Annotated in this window: 16 protein-coding genes and 1 pseudogene; 8 read left to right on the top strand and 9 right to left on the bottom strand. The window is 67.8% G+C overall.

Annotated features, from left to right (window positions below):
• Window positions 1–63: 63 nt before the first annotated feature.
• The 3 genes from ACFWWU_RS28790 to ACFWWU_RS28780 form a co-directional block, all read right to left on the bottom strand.
• A complete protein-coding gene (locus tag ACFWWU_RS28790) occupies window positions 64–870 on the bottom strand; it encodes an ABC transporter permease (protein ID WP_384149269.1) in 807 nt (268 codons plus the stop codon).
• Window positions 867–1,508 carry an ABC transporter ATP-binding protein gene (locus ACFWWU_RS28785; protein ID WP_384149267.1) on the bottom strand — a complete coding sequence of 214 codons (642 nt, stop codon included), beginning with the start codon at window positions 1,506–1,508 and terminating at the stop codon, window positions 867–869. The genes ACFWWU_RS28790 and ACFWWU_RS28785 overlap by 4 nt, the downstream gene beginning before the upstream one ends.
• A gap of 570 nt (window positions 1,509–2,078) precedes the next feature.
• On the bottom strand, window positions 2,079–2,813 hold the full coding sequence (locus ACFWWU_RS28780; protein WP_384149265.1) for a dienelactone hydrolase family protein: 735 nt from the start codon (window positions 2,811–2,813) through the stop codon (window positions 2,079–2,081).
• Window positions 2,814–3,728: 915 nt separating this feature from the next.
• On the opposite strand from ACFWWU_RS28780, the gene ACFWWU_RS28775 reads away from it, so the two are divergent.
• Both ACFWWU_RS28775 and ACFWWU_RS28770 read left to right on the top strand, forming a co-directional pair.
• The gene (locus ACFWWU_RS28775; RefSeq protein WP_384149263.1) at window positions 3,729–3,959 is read left to right on the top strand and encodes a hypothetical protein; all 231 of its coding nucleotides are present in this window, start codon (window positions 3,729–3,731) and stop codon (window positions 3,957–3,959) included.
• 21 nt (window positions 3,960–3,980) lie between these two features.
• Window positions 3,981–5,228: a hypothetical protein gene (locus tag ACFWWU_RS28770; protein WP_384149261.1), complete on the top strand. Its 1,248-nt coding sequence runs from the start codon at window positions 3,981–3,983 to the stop codon at window positions 5,226–5,228.
• A gap of 318 nt (window positions 5,229–5,546) precedes the next feature.
• On the opposite strand, the gene ACFWWU_RS28765 is transcribed toward ACFWWU_RS28770, so the two are convergent.
• Window positions 5,547–6,068 (bottom strand): acyl carrier protein, encoded by a 522-nt coding sequence (locus ACFWWU_RS28765; RefSeq protein WP_384149259.1) that lies wholly within the window; start codon window positions 6,066–6,068, stop codon window positions 5,547–5,549.
• A gap of 115 nt (window positions 6,069–6,183) precedes the next feature.
• On the opposite strand from ACFWWU_RS28765, the gene ACFWWU_RS28760 reads away from it, so the two are divergent.
• The 3 genes from ACFWWU_RS28760 (at window position 6,184) to ACFWWU_RS28750 (ending at window position 8,773) form a co-directional block, all read left to right on the top strand.
• Complete coding sequence (locus ACFWWU_RS28760; protein WP_384149257.1) at window positions 6,184–6,546, top strand: hypothetical protein; 363 nt, start codon at window positions 6,184–6,186, stop codon at window positions 6,544–6,546.
• An 89-nt stretch (window positions 6,547–6,635) separates the two neighbouring features.
• Window positions 6,636–7,079 carry a hypothetical protein gene (locus ACFWWU_RS28755; protein ID WP_384149255.1) on the top strand — a complete coding sequence of 148 codons (444 nt, stop codon included), beginning with the start codon at window positions 6,636–6,638 and terminating at the stop codon, window positions 7,077–7,079.
• On the top strand, window positions 7,079–8,773 hold the full coding sequence (locus tag ACFWWU_RS28750) for an alkaline phosphatase D family protein (protein ID WP_384149253.1): 1,695 nt from the start codon (window positions 7,079–7,081) through the stop codon (window positions 8,771–8,773). The genes ACFWWU_RS28755 and ACFWWU_RS28750 overlap by 1 nt, the downstream gene beginning before the upstream one ends.
• Before the next feature lie 624 nt (window positions 8,774–9,397).
• Here ACFWWU_RS28750 and ACFWWU_RS28745 read toward each other — a convergent pair.
• From ACFWWU_RS28745 to ACFWWU_RS28735, 3 genes are all read right to left on the bottom strand, one after another.
• Window positions 9,398–10,147: a transposase family protein gene (locus ACFWWU_RS28745; RefSeq protein WP_384149251.1), complete on the bottom strand. Its 750-nt coding sequence runs from the start codon at window positions 10,145–10,147 to the stop codon at window positions 9,398–9,400.
• Between the two features lie 377 nt (window positions 10,148–10,524).
• Complete coding sequence (locus tag ACFWWU_RS28740) at window positions 10,525–10,800, bottom strand: hypothetical protein (RefSeq protein ID WP_384149249.1); 276 nt, start codon at window positions 10,798–10,800, stop codon at window positions 10,525–10,527.
• Window positions 10,801–11,393: 593 nt separating this feature from the next.
• Entirely contained in the window at window positions 11,394–11,654 is a 261-nt protein-coding gene (locus ACFWWU_RS28735; RefSeq protein WP_384149247.1) for a hypothetical protein, read from the bottom strand.
• Window positions 11,655–11,823: 169 nt separating this feature from the next.
• Here ACFWWU_RS28735 and ACFWWU_RS28730 point away from each other — a divergent pair.
• Window positions 11,824–11,946: pseudogene (locus tag ACFWWU_RS28730) on the top strand (IS5/IS1182 family transposase); the annotation flags it as partial.
• A 29-nt stretch (window positions 11,947–11,975) separates the two neighbouring features.
• On the top strand, window positions 11,976–12,482 hold the full coding sequence (locus ACFWWU_RS28725; RefSeq protein WP_384149245.1) for a hypothetical protein: 507 nt from the start codon (window positions 11,976–11,978) through the stop codon (window positions 12,480–12,482).
• Between the two features lie 88 nt (window positions 12,483–12,570).
• On the opposite strand, the gene ACFWWU_RS28720 is transcribed toward ACFWWU_RS28725, so the two are convergent.
• Window positions 12,571–13,800, bottom strand: coding sequence for a DUF4157 domain-containing protein (locus ACFWWU_RS28720; RefSeq protein WP_384149243.1), 1,230 nt, complete (start codon window positions 13,798–13,800; stop codon window positions 12,571–12,573).
• A gap of 423 nt (window positions 13,801–14,223) precedes the next feature.
• On the opposite strand from ACFWWU_RS28720, the gene ACFWWU_RS28715 reads away from it, so the two are divergent.
• Window positions 14,224–14,730, top strand: a complete 507-nt coding sequence (locus tag ACFWWU_RS28715; protein ID WP_384149241.1) for an SUKH-4 family immunity protein — start codon at window positions 14,224–14,226, stop codon at window positions 14,728–14,730.
• A gap of 153 nt (window positions 14,731–14,883) precedes the next feature.
• Here ACFWWU_RS28715 and ACFWWU_RS28710 read toward each other — a convergent pair whose 3' ends face one another.
• A complete protein-coding gene (locus tag ACFWWU_RS28710) occupies window positions 14,884–17,286 on the bottom strand; it encodes a Helicase associated domain protein (RefSeq protein ID WP_384149239.1) in 2,403 nt (800 codons plus the stop codon).
• Window positions 17,287–17,859: the final 573 nt, after the last annotated feature.

Below are 17,859 nucleotides of genomic sequence, written 5' to 3'. Positions count from 1 at the left end.
TGCCCTCGCGACACCTGGTCAAGCGGATACGTCCCCCAGCCCAACGACCCCTAACAGCCCAGGTCACGGCACCGAAGGTGTCTCCACCACACCTGGCACGGATACTCGTGCCGACCGGTGGGTGCGGGTGCGCACGGCGAAGGCAGCCATACCGAGTCCCGCCATGCCCAGCGCCCACCCGAAGCCCAGCAGCAGGCAGCCCCAGGGCATCACGTGCAGGCCGGCGGCCGTCACCGCGGTCTGCACCGCGCCGTGCGCCGGCAGGTACCGCACCAGGGCACTGTCCGACGCCGGGTTGATCAGCGGGTTCTGCAGCAGCAGATCGATGGAGCTGATCATGATGGCCAGGAACATGCCGGCCAGCTCACTGCGCACCACGGCCGCGAGCACGATGCCGATGCTGCCGTAGATCAGCGCCCCGGTAAACATCCCGGCGGCGAACACCACCGGTTGCACCGGCCGCCAGAACAGACGCATCCAGGCGGTGGCGTAGACGGCGACCGCAGCCGCCATCAGGACGAGCGAGGCGCACTTCGCCAAGGCCAGACAGGAACGCGGAAAGCCGGCCTGCACCAGACGCCGGTCGAAGACGGCGGAGCGGGCCGTAGCGACGAACATCATGAAAGCGACGACCAGAGCGAGAGCCTGCAGCGCCCCGACGACCTGCGTCAGAACATTCCCGTCCATGACCAGGAAACGGCCGACCGGACGGATGTAGAACCGCAGTGGTGTCTGCGCCACGACTGCGTAGGCCAACGTGGTCCACAGCGGAACGAACAGGAGCACGATGAGTAGCGCCAGCCGGTTACGGGCCTGCTCGACCAGCGCGAACCGCATAGCCGTCACGAAGCAGGACCGCCAGCGCTTCACGAGGCCACCCCGACCGTGCCGGTCCGCTCGGTCTCCCGCAGCACTCCGCCGTCCAAGCGGTACAGGATGTCCAAGCGGGAGGCGTCGTAGGCGAGATGGGAGACCACCAGCACCGCGCAGCCCCGGTCCCGCAGAGCTGCTGCCAGGTCCCAGAACCGTAGGTAGGTTTCCCAGTCGAAGCCCTGATACGGCTCGTCCAGGAGCAATACCTGCGGATCGTGCATCAAGGCAAGGACCAGGTTGAGCTTCTGCCGGGTGCCGCCGCTGAGTGTCTCCACCCGCTCGTGCCGGTAGCCGCTGAAGTTCAGCTCCTCCAGCAGCTCGTAGGCCCGGGTCAGACGGCTGATGCCATAGGCGGCCTGGAAGAACCGCAGGTGCTGCTCGACGGTGAACGCCTGGTGGAGCACGGTCTCCTGCGGGCAACAGCCCAGCCGGCCCACCCGCTCCACGATGCCACTGTCCGCGGCGAGGTCCCCGGCCAGGATCCGCAGCAGCGTGCTCTTGCCGGCCCCGTTCTCGCCGACGATGCCCACCAGCTGCCCCGGACGGAGATCCAGCGACACCCCGCGCAGGACCGGACGCTGCCGGTAGCCCTTGCGCACATCCCGCACGTCCAGCACCGGACCGACCGCGCTCATCGCTCCGACCTCCACGCCCACCGCCTTCTTCAGAGTCAGCTTGTCGCGAGGCCGCGCCGACCGAATGCGGTCACGATCTCCTTAGCCGCACCGCCCCAGCGACGGCCGGACACCGGTGGTGCCCCGCAAGGGCCCCGGCCCAGTCGTGCAACGACGTCGACCGTCCAAGGACACGACCGATGACGCCGCGAAGGTCGGCTTCCGCGCCCGGGGCGCCCGGACGACACGGTCGGGCTCCCAAGGGGGCCACCAGAGGCTCTCGTGGGCAGGTGCTCGCTGACGTTGCTGCAGGGCAGGGCGCCGACAAAGCGCACAGCAGTGGCGTGCGCGGTCTCTCTGACGTGAGCCAGCAAATTGTCCTGTCGCACTGTGGCTGTCAGATGGTGGGCCGCTGACGAACCGGGATGCCAGGTCGGTTGCGACCGCGGAGGCTCGGGGTTCTCAAGCGACCTGGCTTTTACGGAAGTCTCGATCGCGATAGCGGCGGGCCACGGCCATGGAGACATCGGTGTGGCCCGCCACCCGCCTGCTGGTCTCGGCCGTTTCAGCCTTGGCTTCCGGGCTGGAGCCTCAGCTGTTGGCCAGGGTGCGGTCCAGGAGGGGGAGCAGGCGATCCCAGTGGCGCTTCAGCCCGGAGGCGCTAAAGGCGTCGGTGTCGGACATGGTGAAGCCGTGGATGGTGCCGGGGTAGATCTCGGAGGTGTAGCCGACACCTGCCGCATCCAGGGCCTGGTTGAGCTCGCCGAGGGCCTCAGGTGTCATGTCGCCTTCGGCGTGGCCGAGGTGGACCTGGGCGGTGAGCTTGGAGAAGAGGCTGGTCCCATCGACACCCACGGGGCCGTGGAACGCGGCGACGGCCGCCACATGGTCGGGGTGGGCCGCGGCGGTGCGCATCGCGTAGAGGCCGCCTATGCAGTAGCCGGTCACCGCGACCGGTCCGGCGCTGACCTCGGGCTGGGTGGTGAGGAACCTGAGGTAGGCGTCGGCGTCGCTCAGGACACGTTCGGCGGTGTGCGCCTCGATCAGGGGCATCAGCTGGGCGAAGACCGCGGGCCGGACCTCTTCTCCGATGTACTCGGGAAGCTCGACCAACGGTGCCGGGCCGTGCCGGTAGAAGGAGTTGGGGACGAGCACGTAGTAGCCGTGCCCGGCCAGTTCGCGGGCCATCTCCCGCAACACGGGCCGGATGCCGAAGCCGTCCGCGTACATCAGCACCCCTGGGTGCCGCTCGTTGTGGTCGGGGAAGGCGGCGAAGGCGTCGGCCTGGCCGTCCGTGGTGGGAATCCGCAGCGTCTTGGTGCGCATGAATGCTCCTGTCGTGGTTGATGTGCAGAGCCTGTGATCAACACGACGGAGGCGGAGCCCGCGCAGCAGCGCAAGAGCCTCGATCGGACAGCGGGCCCGAACCAGCCCGTACGGCGCTCAGAAGAGCCCCGGGTCACCGATCCGTGTGTGGCGCAAGGCCGTCCCGGTATTCATAGCCGCACAGCGTAGCCCACCGGATACGAGCCGACGCCAGCACTCCAGCCCGAGCGGATGCCTCGATCGGATGAGAACCGACACGCGCCGCATGCGACACAGTGAGAATCCGACAGCTTCAGTGCGACAGGACACAAATCCGCAGAGTAACCGCAGAGCAACGTCAGTGCCGTTTGCCAACCAGCGTGCTGATTTGCCAACTGCACTGCGTCGTCATATCCACAGATCGCCGCTCCCGGCCCAGAAATCGCCGTCCCTTATCCACAGGTCCGCGCTCATACGTTCGGTGTCCGCTTCCGGGTGTGAGGTGCCGGGACGCAGATCGAAAGGGCACGGCCATGGCACAAACGAAGTTCGATGGAGAAGGACGCCAAATCCCTCGTGTTCGGCATCGGCAGGGTGCTGGCCGGCCGGGACCTGGACGGCGTGAAGCGAACCGACGCCACGTTCTGGCACTCAGGCACCCGAGTCCTGCCGAAGGTGGAAATGCTGGACGGCGCCTATCCCGAGGACCTGCTCGCCGACACGTGGAGGGCAAGGTCCGGCGCCGCTCCTACAAGCCCGGGTGGCGCCGCCTGTCCTTCCGTATCGCTCTGGGCGCCGGCGTCTGGGAGATCGGCTACCTGTCCACCCAGGACCTGGACGCCACCGCGCAGACCGCCCAGGAGCTGTGGAACAACCGGGAGACGGCGCTTGCCGCGCTGGAGCCCGGGGGGGATTGGCGCGGCCTCCGTCCTGACCGTGGGCACCGCGGCGTACATGGTGCTGACCCGCGAGCGCCGGGAGCTGATGCGCGAGTGGGTGCTCCCGCTGCACGAAGCGCTCCACCGGCCGCTCGGGCTGGCCGAGCAGACCGACCCGCGCCGTTACCTCCACATCCCGAAGAACTTCTCCGACGACGACGCGGAGATATGGATCGACCTGCCCACGCACCTGGGCTTCCCCCGCGACGTCGTCGCCGACCTCATCTAGCAGAAGCTCGCCCTGGAGAGCGTGACGTTCGACTGGCATCCCGAGGGCCGCAAGCCGTACGTGCGGGTGAAGAAGACTCGCAAGCCCCCGGCGAAGGCCCTCTTCAGCGACTCCAAGATGCGGGAGCTGGTGGCCAAGGCCCCCGAGTCCGCACCGGTCATCGGAATCGGCGCAGGCGGCCGGGGCGTCTCCGTCGACCTGGACGCCGAATCCCCCCACATCCTGGTCAACGCCTCCACCGGCGGTGGCAAGTCGGTGACCCTGCGCTGCATCGCCTGCCAGATGCTCCACCACGGCTCGCTCGTGTACGTCCTCGACACCAAGCGCATCTCCCACCCGTGGGCCCACGGCATCGACGGCGTCACCTACTGCCGCGACATCGCCGACATCCACGACCAGCTCATCGAGCTCGGACAGATAGGCCGGCTGCGCACCCGGATCGCCGACGAACTCGGCATCGACGCCGACCCGAAAGCCATCGGCCCGCGCATCTTGATCCTCCTCGAAGAGATCAACGCCACCATGAAGCAGCTGGCCCGCTACTGGGAGAAGATCCGCGAGTCCGGCGACCCGAAGGTCTCCCCGGCCATCGACGCGCTCAACGAGATCCTCTACATGGGCCGCCAGCTGCGCATGCACGTCCTCCTGGTCGCCCAGTCCGCCACCGCCCGCGCCCTCGGCGGCCCGGAGGTCCGCGAGCAGTTCTCCACCCGCATCCTCGCCCGCTACAGCGTCAACGCCTGGCGGATGCTCGCCCCGGAGGTCCACCCGGCGCCGAAGTCCACCAAGCACCGCGGGCGCGCCCAGGTCGTCATCGGCGGCTACGCCCACGAGACGCAGGTGCTGTTCTTCACCGAGACCGAAGCCCGCGAGTGGGCCACCAGCGGCAAGAAGGCCGCCGACGGCCCGAAGCCGGCACCCCTCCCCGCCCAGGCCGGCCTGGTGCACCTGCAGAAGCCGCCCTCGTCCGATGCACAGCCCGCCGCGCCCGCGGACTGGCTCGCCGACGCATGGAGCACCGCGCCGACCACGACCGCGCCCGACCCGGCCCCGGCCGACGACGACCAGGCGGTGGGACTCCGCGAGGCCCACGAGCGTCTCCTGCCGGACATCACCATCGCCGCCCTGCGCTACGCCCGCGCCAACGACCCCACCTTCCCCAAGCCGGTCGACAAGCGCGGCGCCGAACTCCTCTACCGCGCCGGTGACCTCAAGAAGTGGGCCTGCAACCGGCCCCGCGCCGCGTCCGGGCCCACCGACCTCGACTGACCGCCCGGCCTACCCGGCGGCAGCCGGGCGGGACCTGTCCGGTCCGGCCGACACGATCGAACGACAGGATCAAAGCCCGGTACGTCGCACGAGATGTCAACCGCGAGGCCCGCAAACTGCGGGTTCCTCACGGCCAGCGAGCGTCCCACGCACAGATTCGCCCAGTTCGTGCCGACGTCACAGCCCGCCGGAGTAAGCAGATCGAGACCGGTGACAGGCCACCGGCTCACCCATCGATCACCCCAGGGAGCCAGAGGCCCGGGACGGACGAGATGCGGCCCCGGTCGGCCACGAGCGGCGCCTGATCACCATCAGCGGTCATCGCGCCATGAACCCCGAGACCATCCGGGCCAGCTGGTCCAGTGACTCGGACCGGGAGACGTCGACCAGCCGACTGACCATTTCGACACCAGTACGTTCCTCAAGGACCGTCCCCAACTCCATCAGAGCAAGGGAGTCCAAGCCCAGTTCGTCGAGAGTCGTCGTGAGGGCGAGCGAGTCGGCCGGGAACCCGAACAACTCCTCCATGAGGCTACGAAGGGTCTCCGTGTCGAACCCCGCGTCTACGGGGCAACGACACCGAAGGCGGACGGTCACGGCACCAGGACACGGCTTCCGTGGCATCCGCAGACCATGCGCCAACGCCACTGATTGCTTCATGGCAACCGGCACGCCGCTGGCCGAGACCGGTTCGCCCGCGATCACCACGGCCATCGGGCGCCGGTGGGCAGCACCGCTGGCGAGCTCAGCGACGTGCCGTCCCTCGGTGCGCGACGTGGCGGCCTTCGACGTCCTCCAGAACGGAGGCGCCGCGTCGCCCACGAGCAACGCGAAGCCCACCTTGCGGTGGTCGGCGACTTCGACTGCTCTGGCGAGGACATCGAGCGGGACTGGGTGGAGCGCACGGGTTGCTGGAGCTCGGTGACTCGGGTGCTGCTCACCTACGAGTAGATGCGTGCTACGGCTCCTGGCGACTGAGGGGAAGAGCGGCGACCCGAGGTGGCCGGCCTTCGCCCGCCGCTACGGCTTCGACCCCCGCCGCCCGGTGCAGTGGGAGGTCGAAGCCCTGGAGCCGGACGAACTCCAGCGCCTGGTCCTCGCCGCCGTCGACCGTACATCGACCGCGACGTCCTCGAGCAGCAGATCGTCCGCGAAGAACAGCAGCGTCGGGCCTTGGAGGACTTCACCGACCAGTGGCGCGCGGAGGGTGAGGGGCGGTCGTAGGCGCCTGGACGTGACTGTCGATGACGTGCTCGGGTTCGGCGAGGGCCCGGGTCTCGGCCGCTGGGTGATCGACTACCCCAACTTCACGGGGTGAGCCTGCCTGGGTGCCTTCCTGAGGGACCATTCGGGGTGATATCACTACCGTGAGTGATCTTGCGTGGCAGTAGGGGGCGGGGGTGGGCTGTGGCAGGGAGGCTTGAGCCGGGTAGGGATGGAGCCCGGCCGGTATTCGAGGGCTTTCCGGAGCCCAAGTCGCCAGAGGTCGTCGTGGTTGCCCCACCGACCCACAGCGCGCCTCTTCCCACGCCTCGGGTGTATCTGCAGTGGATCTATGACGCGGACGACTGGGAGGACTTCACCGTCGAGTGGGTCCACCAGTTCGGTACATGGTCCGGTCGCCCCTATGCCCGGGTGCAGAGGATGGGTGGGGCCGGCGACCGGGGAGCGGACGTCGCAGCCTGCCTCTCCCAGCATGGGACGGCGGGGGAGTGGCACTGTTATCAGTGCAAGCACTACGCCAAGGCGCTCGGGCAGGCGGACGCCTTCCCGGAGATGGTCAAGATCTTCGTCGCGAAGATCCTCGGTGCGTGTTCCGTAATGTGCGGAGCGCCGGAAGGGGGCTCGTGATGGCCGGCTTGAGGCTGGGACCGCTCCTGCGGCACGTCGACTGGGAGTCGGGCACGAGCGCGACGGTGTGGGTCGAGACCGACCGGGCATGCACGGCGGAGGTACGGTGCCCGGGCGACGCGGGGGGTTCGGCTCCGACGTTCCGCGTCGCCGACCACCACTACGCGCTGGTGGTCGTGACCGGACTCGCCCCTGGGGCCTCCACGACGTACGAGGTGCTGCTCGACGGCGAGCGGGTGTGGCCCCTCGCGGACTCGCCCCAGCCGCCCAGCACCATCCACACGCCGCCGGTCCCGGCGACGGGCGCGGTGGTCGCCTTCGGCTCGTGCCGGTGGGCGGCGCCTGCCGTGGGCGAGTCCGATCCGGTGGGCCCCGACGTCCTCGACACCCTTTCCGCCCGGCTCGCCGCCGACCCGGAGGCCGAGCGTCCGGACGTTCTCCTCCTCCTCGGCGACCAGGTGTACGCGGACGAGACGTCCGCTGACACCCGCTCCTGGATCGCCCGGCATCGGCAGGCCGCCGGCACCAGCTCCGCCGCCCCGCCGGACCAAGTCGCCGACTACGAGGAGTACACCCACCTCTACGACGAGTCCTGGGGCGACCCCGAACTGCGCTGGCTGCTTTCGACCGTGCCCAGCTGCATGATCTTCGACGACCACGACGTCATCGACGACTGGAACACCAGCGCCGCCTGGGTGGCCGACATGCGGGCGACGCCCTGGTGGCACGAGCGGATCACCGGCGGCCTGATGTCGTACTGGGTCTACCAGCACCTCGGGAACCTCTCCCCCGCCGAGCTCGCCGAGGACGAGCTGTACGCGGCGGTCCTGGCGGCCGACGACGCCACGGAGGTACTGCGCGCGTTCGCCGAACGCGCCGACGCCGAACCTGCGTCGGTGCGCTGGAGCTACCGCAGGGACTTCGGTCGCACCCGGCTGCTGATGGTCGATACCCGGGCCGCGCGAGTACTGGAGGAGCAGCACAGGACGATGCTGGACGCCCATGAAGCGGCCTGGCTGCGGACACAGGCGCTCGACGAGCTCGGCGGCGTCGACCACCTGCTGGTCGGGACCTCACTCCCGTGGCTACTGCCTCCGATGGTCCACTTCGCGGAGGGCTGGCACGCGGCGCTCTGCCGGGGCGAACGCGGTCCGCGCTGGGCGCGCTTCGGCGAGTGGCTGCGTCGGCGGGCGGACCTGGAGCACTGGGCGGCGTTCACCTCGTCGTTCGAAAAACTCACGGAGACGGTCGCCGAGGTAGGGAGGGCCGACACCGCCCCAGCGACGGTGTGCGTGCTTTCCGGGGACGTCCACCACGCGTACGTGGCGGAGCCCGTCTGGACCACCGGGCAGCCGCCGCACTCCCGCGTCTTCCAGTTCACCTGCTCACCACTGCACAACTCGGTGCCCGCGGCCATGCGGGCCGGGTTCCGTTTCGGCTGGAGCCGGTTCGCCAAGGGGATCGGGCATCTCCTCGCCCGCCACGGACGGATCGCGCGACCGGCGGTCCGGTGGGAGCGCACCGGCGGACCGTGGTTCGGCAACCAGTTGATGACGCTGACACTACGTGGACGTACAGCACGGCTGCGACTGGAGAGGGCCTCGGCGGATGCGAAGCAAGGGCGCCGCGGGACCGACCGCGCGGGAGCACGGCTCATCGGCGTCCTCGACCGGAATCTGACGAAGGAAAGTTGACGTCTTGCCGGATGGCGCGCACCCCCGTCCCGCCCTCCGAAGCCGCCGAGCCGCCGGGCGGGACGACCAGAGCCGGGACGCGGATCGTGCCTGGGCCGCGGGCTACACAGGAGTGGCTTTGTAAAGAGCTACGTCTTCGTCTCGACGGAGCCACCAGCCAGAAGCCGCCGCCGAAATGGGTCAAAGAATCTTGGCGCACGACGTCACGGGACGGCTTACGACAGAGCACTCCCCTCCGACAGACCTTTCGGACCGGTAGATCGGATGTGTGACGTGTCGGAAGTAGTAGTTGCTGCCTTCGTGGTGGTGGTAGGGAACCTGATCCCCTTCCTCGGTGTTTGGGTGCGAGTGCGAGGGAAAGTTCAGATCGAGCGTTTCAGGCGAGAGATGTACCGGGACGCCGCGAGGCAGCTGCCCGTAGGCAGCCGGGTTGTCGAGGACAAGCGCGGTACGACGATCGAGGTTGGTCCCCGACGTGGCGAGGAGCGTGAGGAGGCCAGTCGTGCCGGAGCCTGATGCGTGGGGTTGGCAGCTGGATGCCGTTTGCCGGCACGACCCCAACGACCCCGACGGGAATGAACGCCTCGCGGCGAAGTTCTGGGCGAAGTCACTTACTGAGCTTCTTCAGCGTTGCAGCTCCAGTGTGAGGACGGCCTTGGCGATTGACGTCATGCGGTTGGGACTGCATCGGGACCTGCGGAAGATCCGCCAGGACTTCAGGCGGGCGACGCCGCGTTCGACGGGTGCCCGTGTGGCGGCCAGGGCACGGTTGCGGGTCTTCTCAGTGGGGGTCAGTTCCTGCAGGGGCCTGCGTTTGATGCCCGTGGTCAGCCACGGACCGGCGCCCTGGTAGGCGAGATCGGCCACGATGGGAACGCCCTGGCGCTCGCAGATGCGGATGATCCGGTGGGTGCGGGCGGCGGTCAGGTCGTGAGTGCGGCCCGGCAGGGCGGGCGAGAGCCACAGCAGCCGGCCGCCGGGATCGGTGACGACCTGCACGTTCACGCCGTGGCGCCGGTGCTTGTGGGAGTAGTCGGCCCGGCCGTCGCCGACCCGGTCGCACTCGGCGAGGGTTCTGTCGAGCAGGACGAAGTCGGGATCATGCTCGCGCAGCGTCCTCAGCAGACCCGGCGCACGCGCGGCGAGCAGGTCGACGACCGCGCTGATGTAGGCATGGGCGGTGGACTCGCTGATCCCGAACCCGGCGGCGATCTTCGCCAAAGTGGTGTGCTCGCGCAGGTACACCAGTGCCACCATTGCGCGCTGGGACGGACGGAGCTTGCAGCGCCGGTCGCCCTCACGGGTGACGATCAGCATGGTGACCCACTCCACGAGTGCGTGCGGCAGGTCGATTGCGGCAGGATGGACAACCAACGAGGCCCCCGAGCAACGTAATTGAGACGTCAGACATCTCGATCAACAGCCCGGGGGCCTCGCTCGTTTCGCTTCACGGACCGTCACCCGATCGGTGGCCACATCGAAGAAGCTCAGTGTGGCCACTAACGAGTTGGTGCGTGATCGCCACAGCGGGATCACGCCATCTGCCTGGCACGACGCCTCATCCGCTATCACGCACCAACTCGTTAGCTGATCCCCTTGCTCGAGCCGAACCCGCCTTGTCCGCGGCCGTGTCAGCCGGCCCCGCCACAAGCCGGACTCGCTGTTCGCCGACCGGGGCTACGACCACGACGTCTACCGCGACCAGGTCCGCGCCCGCTCACCGACAACTCGTCTCATTGCGTTAGCCGTTGTTATAGGTAAATCGGATGCCAGCGGGACTTCTCTGGGCCGCTGGGAATGTGGAGCCACCCTGAGGGCCACACATCCTCGTTGGCCTGCAAATCTGGCAGCGTCAGGGCGTTGACCGTGTACCCCTGAGATTCCAGAAAACGCTTCAGGACCCCGCTTGGGTCCGCCTTCAGCTTCTCTCGTGATGCTTCATCGAGGTCGAGGGACATCGTGTAGACCTCAACCGTTTCCTCTCCTGCTTTGCTGACGGTACCGCGAATATCAGCCTCTTCGGGCATGACAGGCTCCCTTCTACGCCGCTATTTGCTTCTGCCCGCTCTGCAACGAAGGCGAGCGCATCGGCAACCCTGTGACGCGGGCTCAATCTCCAGTGTGCGCCGAACGCAGATGTGTACAACGGTCACGCGACCGCCCGTTAGATCCCGCCGAGATGAGGCTGTCGAGGAGCGCGCCCGGCTCCAACTCGGCTTCGAGCAGTGCTGGACCACCACATGGATGGGCGACGCCAACCGGTGAACCGCACCGGCCCTCGGCCTTCCAGACCGTTCGTCGGGGGTGCGTTGGCCGGCGTACTCGGCAACAGCCGTTCTTGCGGCCGAGTAGTGCGCGGACGTAGTTGCGCATGCGCCAGCGCAGATCGGCGCGGTGGAAGCGGTGGCCGATCCGGAGGAAGAGGTCGTCGAGTTCAGGTCCCAGGTCGCGTCCGCAAGGTCGTCGATCACGTTGGGAGGCTGCCCGGATCACAGCCCGGTCAGTTCTCGGTCCACTCGTTGGAGGGCGGTCCGGCAAGACTGCCCCTGACGCACCATCAGCGAACTACACTCTGGACGATGCCGCTGACCAGGCCAGATAGCGAACCGCTGCTGGAGTGCTAGTGGCCACTGCAATGGAAGAGAATGTCTTCCAACAGAACCTCCAGTTGGGCTTCGTCGACCTCTATTTCAGTTTTCAATTTTTCAATCGCCTCCTTCAGTTGTTGAGCCTTTATCGGATCCGTTTCATGCGTGAGCTTGAGCTTGAGCTCGGAGAGCTTTGTTCTCTTGTCTTTTAGTGCCTGTTTACTCAGCTCAGCTTCGTGGCGCATCTTGGCGCAGATGTCAGTGTTGGAGCCAGCGTGAGGTGTCGTTGCCATGCCAGCATCTCTCCCGCATAGGGCGGATGGTAGGCAGTGCCGGTCCGCTACTTCTAACGTCGCACTGCCGTGCAGTCCACGCATCTGGGGGGGAGTTGGGATGAAGCTCCACCGGCCGAACACGCCGCACACGATGGGGCGCCTGGGGAAAAGTGAGCCAGAACCGCGAAATCCGACCGACCGCGGCAAGCCCGGATCGAAAATCCACTTGCTCACCGACCGGAACGGACTGCCGCTCTCGCTCGGCATCTCGGGCGCGAACATGCATGACAGCCTCGGTCTGGAACCGCTCACTGGGCCCTGACGGAGCCGGGCGCGCGGATGATGGTCGGCGGCGCCGGTGACGTGGGGTTGGACGGTCTGATGGAGTCGTGGCAGAGCACGTGGCCGGAAGGTGCGGAGACGTTCGGGCGTATCCGTGCCGCCCACCGCGAGGCCGAGCTCGCCGGCGTCGACCTGATGGCGCAGTCCCCGATGGCGGAGGGGCTGCCCGGGCTGCTGCGGGCCGTCGGGCGGGCCGACGACCGGCTGCTGTCCGCTGCGGTCCGCGCGTGCACGAAGGCGTCCGGCACGCTGGCGATGCTGTGGACCAAGGCGTTGGGGAAGCCGGAGATCGTCCCGCAGCTGATGAGTAACGTCATGTGGGACCAGTGGGTGCGCGTTGGGGGTCTTGCTCCGACCGGAGCAGCCGGCGAGGCCGCGGTCGCCATCAGCGCCGTCCAGTACCTGCTCGTCCCCGGGTGGGCCGAGGACCTCGCCACCTACCAGGACTTCATGGACACCCTGTTGCTCGGCCAGCCGTCACACGGGCGCCGCGAAACTCGATGACCTCGCCCAGCGCCACGGGGAGGGAGCGACTGTCGGACCGTGGCTCTTTCGCTGCTGCTTGCCCGAGGGCTCGGACAGCCCCTCCTCATCAGCCGATCGTGACAGTGATGCCGTTGGCCCCTAGCTGCTGGTTCACCTGCTGCGACACCTGTGCGGCGTTCTGCAAATGCTGGGGCTGGTACAGGTGGTGGGCGCGAATGGTGATGCGGAAGCGGTGGTTGGCATTCTGGCCGAACCGAACCTGGGCCAGCCGCGTGAGTCGCTCCGCGCAGCCTTCTGCATGGGTTTTGGTGCTGGTCCCGAGCGTGGTCGAACAGGGGCTTGCCGACAGGTTGATGTGGAGGTGGTGCGCAATCTGATTCTGGTGGACGTCGATACCCGCCCGCTCCAGCGCGTTCAGATGGCCGGTGAGGGCATTCAGAATGGGTGTGCCGGCGCCGGCGGCGGCGATCGCGGGGTTGATCGCCATGAATCCGATCGCCGTGTCGATCGCGTCGATCATCTGGTCCTCGGCGTGATCTTGCGCCACCTGGCCGAAGTCGTTCGCGCTCGTCCAGGACCCGATGCCCACGCCGTTGAGGGTGGCGTCCAGGAAGACGGTGAAACCGGGGTGGCCGAGGGCCGGCTCGCCGGGTCCGAAGTATGTCATCCGCTGGACAGCTCTGTCGGACGTGGAAGTGGCCTGCTGGTCCCGTTCGGCGGCGGCGCGGGAGACCGTGGTCGGGGCCGGGCCGCTCATGACGCGGGTGGCGTTGGCCTCGGCTTCGCGTTCGAATCGGTCGGAAGGGTCGGAGACCTTCAGGCCGTCCCCGTTGTCGGTGCCGGCGACGGGGCCCTGGCGTTGCTGGATGACGTGGGTGAGCTCGTGGGCGAGCGTGTGCCCGTCTCCGCCACCGTCGCCGATGACGACGTGGTTGCCGGAGGTGTAGGCGCGGGCACCGACCTCAGAGGCGGAGGCCCGGGCAGCGGAGTCGTCGTGGACGCGGACGTCGGAGAAGTCGGCGCCGAGCCGCGCCTCCATGTCGGTACGTGTGGCGTCATCGAGGGGACGTCCGGAGCTGCGCAGCACATCGTGGACGGCGGAACGCTGTACCGCGGGCTGTTCGGCCCGCGTGTTCTGCTGGTGGCCGCAGCCGGCCGTGTGCTGGTGCTGCTCCTGGGCCCAGGGGTGACCCGCCTGGTGTAGGAGCTGAACCAGCGCGCTGTTCCCGGCGGTGCGTTGGATGTGGGGGGCCTCGGACGCGGGGAGAGGGACTCGCGCCGCCGTCTGCTGGTGTCGCTGCTCGGGATCTGGAGACCGGTCGGCTTCGCGGGCCATCGAGAGGGCGCCTTTCCGTGGAGGCAGTGGGTTCCACCCCACGACACCGCTTCAAGCAGGCCGGAGGAATGCCTCAGCGGACAGGAAGGAGGGCAGCGATCGCTGCCCGAGCGGCACGGGGCCCGCCGCGGCCCCGTGGGCCCGCAGTGCCGCCCGGTGCGGCAGGCGATGAGCTCGTAACCCCATCAGGGGGTGAGGTGGTCGACCCAGCCGAAAGTGGCGGCACAGGCCCGTCGAACTGCTTCCCTGGGGCGCCGCACCGGACCCAACGGGGACCTCGCCGGCGCCCCCGACAGTCCCTAGTGCACAGCTACCGGCTACTGAACTTGATTGAGTGATGTCGGGGCTGGCCGCCTGGCAGGAGTCGCGAGTCTCGCGGGCCTGTGGGTGTTGCCGAGCGGTCCGTTGGGAGAGGATCCTCCCGTGAACCAGCCCCTGCCGCAGTTGCCGAAACCCGAGTTCGTCTTGATTCCTATCGAGGCCCCGCCTGAGGTGCCCATCCAGGTTGCTGTCGATCTCGGGAAGACTGGCATCCCAGGCGGGCTGATCGGTTACGAGTACCGACCGCTGAGCGAGCCGGTGTACTTCGCGGGGGCTGGTGAGCGGGGGCTGGTAGGTATCGCGATGAGTGGCCTGTTCGGACATCTCGCCATTGACGTGGCCAGCGGTCGCGTTGTGGAGACTTCCGCGATCGAGTCAGCGGCGGTCAGTCACGTGAACAGGGACCTCGTCTCGTTCAACCGATGCGTCGCGGCCGTGATCGCACGCTTCCCGTTCTACGCCGAGGGCGACGAGGAGACATACGAGGTGGCGGAAGAGTTGCGCGACCTCCTCTCCGGCATCGACGAGACCGCGCTCGTGCCCGATGGGTTATGGGAGACCTTCTGCGACGACGTAGAGATGGGGGACTACGCGGACTGGGATGCATGATCCGGGACTGGTCCCCGGTTACGGTCAGCCATCCAGACTCAAGCCGGTGGCAGCAATGCAGCCGTCGACGAGGGCAGGGCGGTACTGGAGCGCGATGCCCGGAGGGGGTCGTACCGACCGCTGCCGGCACGGCCCGTCTTGACGATGGCGACGTCAGGCTGCCGCCCACTGGAGTCCGAGGGCGGCGAGCGCGGCGAGTTTGTCGGCGGTGAGCTTGGCCCGCCTGCTCTTGCTGTTGGACAGAAATACGCCCAGCCGCACCGTGTGTTCTTGGCCGCCGATCACGATCCGTTCTTCGTGACCTCTGGGGACGGTCACGGAGCCCGTACGGGTCTTGTACTGCGCCAGGGCGGCAACGCCCCGCTCGAAGGCCCCCACGGGTGTCGTGGACGGTTCCGCGGACGCGGGTGCTTCCGGCTCCGGGGCGTGCGGGACGATGCCGAAGGCCTCCAGGCGCTCGCGCTGCCCGTCGGTCAGGGCGGCCCACACCTCCGGCTTCCTCTGCCGGGCCAGCCACTTCCCGATGTCCATCCCGTGCACGGTGACCCCCGGCTCGATGTACCCGAGGATGGTCTCTTCCGCGAGCATCTCCCGCACCACCGCGTAGTGCCGCTGCCAGTCCGCCGGCCACATCGGGTTCCAGTCCTTGTCCACGGCCTCCAGCGCCGTCTTCCACTCAGGGCGGCCCTCCAAGGCACCGGGGCGGCGGAGGTTCGCGAGCCACTGCCCCACCGGCCGGTCCAGCGCAGTGACGGACCGGGGCGCGCACAGCGTCCAGTGCTCCTCGTAATACGCCTTCGCCGCCTGAAGGTTCTCCTGGAACCGCTCATCCGCCACCGACCACACCATCCCGAGCCGCTCCAGCCGCCCGGCCCGCTGCCCGCTCATCTCCCCAGCCGCATACGCCCGCCGCTGCTCCGCCACCCACTGCCCCAGCGGGTACGCGCCCTCCTTGTACCCGTACAAAACCCGGGCATGATGCTCACGCTCGGTGAACCTCTTCAGCGACGCCCAGCCACGCACCCAGTCCTGCTTCTCCGTGTCGATCACATTGAACGACACCCACTCCGCGACCATCACCGGATCACGCGGAACCGCAAAACGCAGCAACAGACGGGACTCGTCCTCGCCTTCCCCGGGCGGCGGACCGATGTACCCGGACGGCTGCGCCACGTCCTTCTGCGGCTCCTGCGGAATCGCCAACAATTCCACAGCCTCTTCATCGTGAGCCCGCAACCCCTCAAGAACTTTCACCAAAGGCCGATACGAACCCGACGTGAACATATCCTCCGGCTTCTCATCGGGCTGGAGAAATACCGGCACGATCAAAGACGCAAGCTTTCCCTCTCCCGGCTTCTGACGCAAAGCGCGGCCGATCGCCTGCACGATGTCATGGGGCGCGCCCTTCGGGTCCAACAAGGCCACGCTGTCCACGACCCGGATGTCGACGCCCTCACCCAGGACACGGCAGTTCGACAGCACGGCCCGCTGCGCCGTGGACCCGAACCCGCCCAGCACCTCCCGTCGGCGCTCCGGGACATGCTCACCACACAGCCAGTCCGCCCAGATCCGCGCCGGATACTTCTCAGGCTGGTCGGCGTGCAGCTTCGCCGCCACCCGCTCGAGACCCTCCGCGTACGCCTGCGCCTCCATCGTCCGATGGTGGAACGTGATGCACGTGCTGAGGTTGTGCTGCGCCATGGTGTGCAGCAGCGCGGCCTGGAGCGCCCCGAGGCGTTCCCCGCGCACCTTCTCGGTGTGCCGGTCCTCGCCCATCAGCCGCTCTGGTGTGACGACCGGGTCCTTCAGTTCCAGGACGATGATCTGGTACCGCGCAAGCAGCCCGCGTGACACGGCCGACGCGAGCGACAGCTTGTAGAGAACCGGCCCGAAAACCCTCTCGTCGTCCATGGAGGCCGCCATCTCACGCGGCAACGGGTCACGCACCCCCTCCGCCACCTCGCGGTTCAACCGCTCCTCCCAGATCCGCGGCGTCGCCGTCAGGTACAGCCGGCGGTGCGACGGGATCACGGTCTGGTCGTGGACATCAGCCCACGCCTTACCCATCGAGCCCGACGTCCTGTGCGCCTCATCCACCACCGTCAGATCCACCGGCGCCAGCCGCTGCCCGTAGACGCCCTCGAAAGCCTCCGCCAGGACCCCCAGCGAGGCGTACGTGCCGAAGATGGTTACCGGCCCCGTGCCATGCCACAGAGCCAGCTGCACAGGATTCGTCGTGGAGCGCACCTTGAGACTCCACAGCTCCGGGTCATCGGTGAGGCTGCACACCGCAACCGCCGACCCCGCATGCCCGGCCCCGCGCCACGCCTGCACGGTCTGGGTCAGAAGATCCAGCGTTGGCACCAGGACGAGAATGCGGCCCTTGGGTACGAGCCGCTTTGCCGCCGCCGCCGCAATGATGGTCTTCCCTGTTCCGCACGCGGCGTTCACCTGCCCACGCAGGCCATTCCAAGGAATACCGCCCGGCGGGACATCGAGACCGCGCACAATGGCAGCAACGGCCTCGGTCTGGTGGTCACGCAGTTTCACGGCCATTCCCGTGTTCTCCTTTTCGCGGAATGTGGCGCGCAATCAGAAAGAAAGTCCGGCGCGGCGAGTGGTGGGCCAGGGTGGTGGTGTCTGATCCCAGACTCTACACAGCCAAGACTAGTGATGCATCACTCACGCGGCAGGTTCGTCCTGGAGGCTGATACTTGGGTGGGTCTCGCCTCGCCGCATGGTTCATACGTCATGCTGACGGGGTATTGGTGAACGTGAGAGGCGGCGTTTCGAGTTTCGAGGGTGGGGGAGTGGTTCGGGTGGAGCGCAGCGGAGCCCGTCACTGCGGTGGGGCCGGCACCCCGTCAGGCCGATGGTCCGTCACTCTCGTTGCAGGGGTGGTGGCTGGGACTCCCAGACCCTACACAGGCCCGCACGTGATGCACCTTCCCTTGCAGCCAGCCATGGCGATCGCGCTTGCGCGGTCGCCATACAATTCGCGCTTGCGCGAATTGTATTCCCTTTAGGAATTCCGTTTACGGAATTCCATTCCGGCGCTTGCGCCGGAATTCGAATTACGCTTGCGCAATTCGTACTCTATGCCCCGGCTTGCCGGGGCATATCCCGCTC

It is taken from the genome of Streptomyces sp. NPDC058650, assembly GCF_042717315.1.
Taxonomy (GTDB): domain Bacteria; phylum Actinomycetota; class Actinomycetes; order Streptomycetales; family Streptomycetaceae; genus Streptomyces.
Note: the sequence above shows the minus strand (reverse complement) of the source record. Positions and strands in the feature narration are given on the sequence as shown.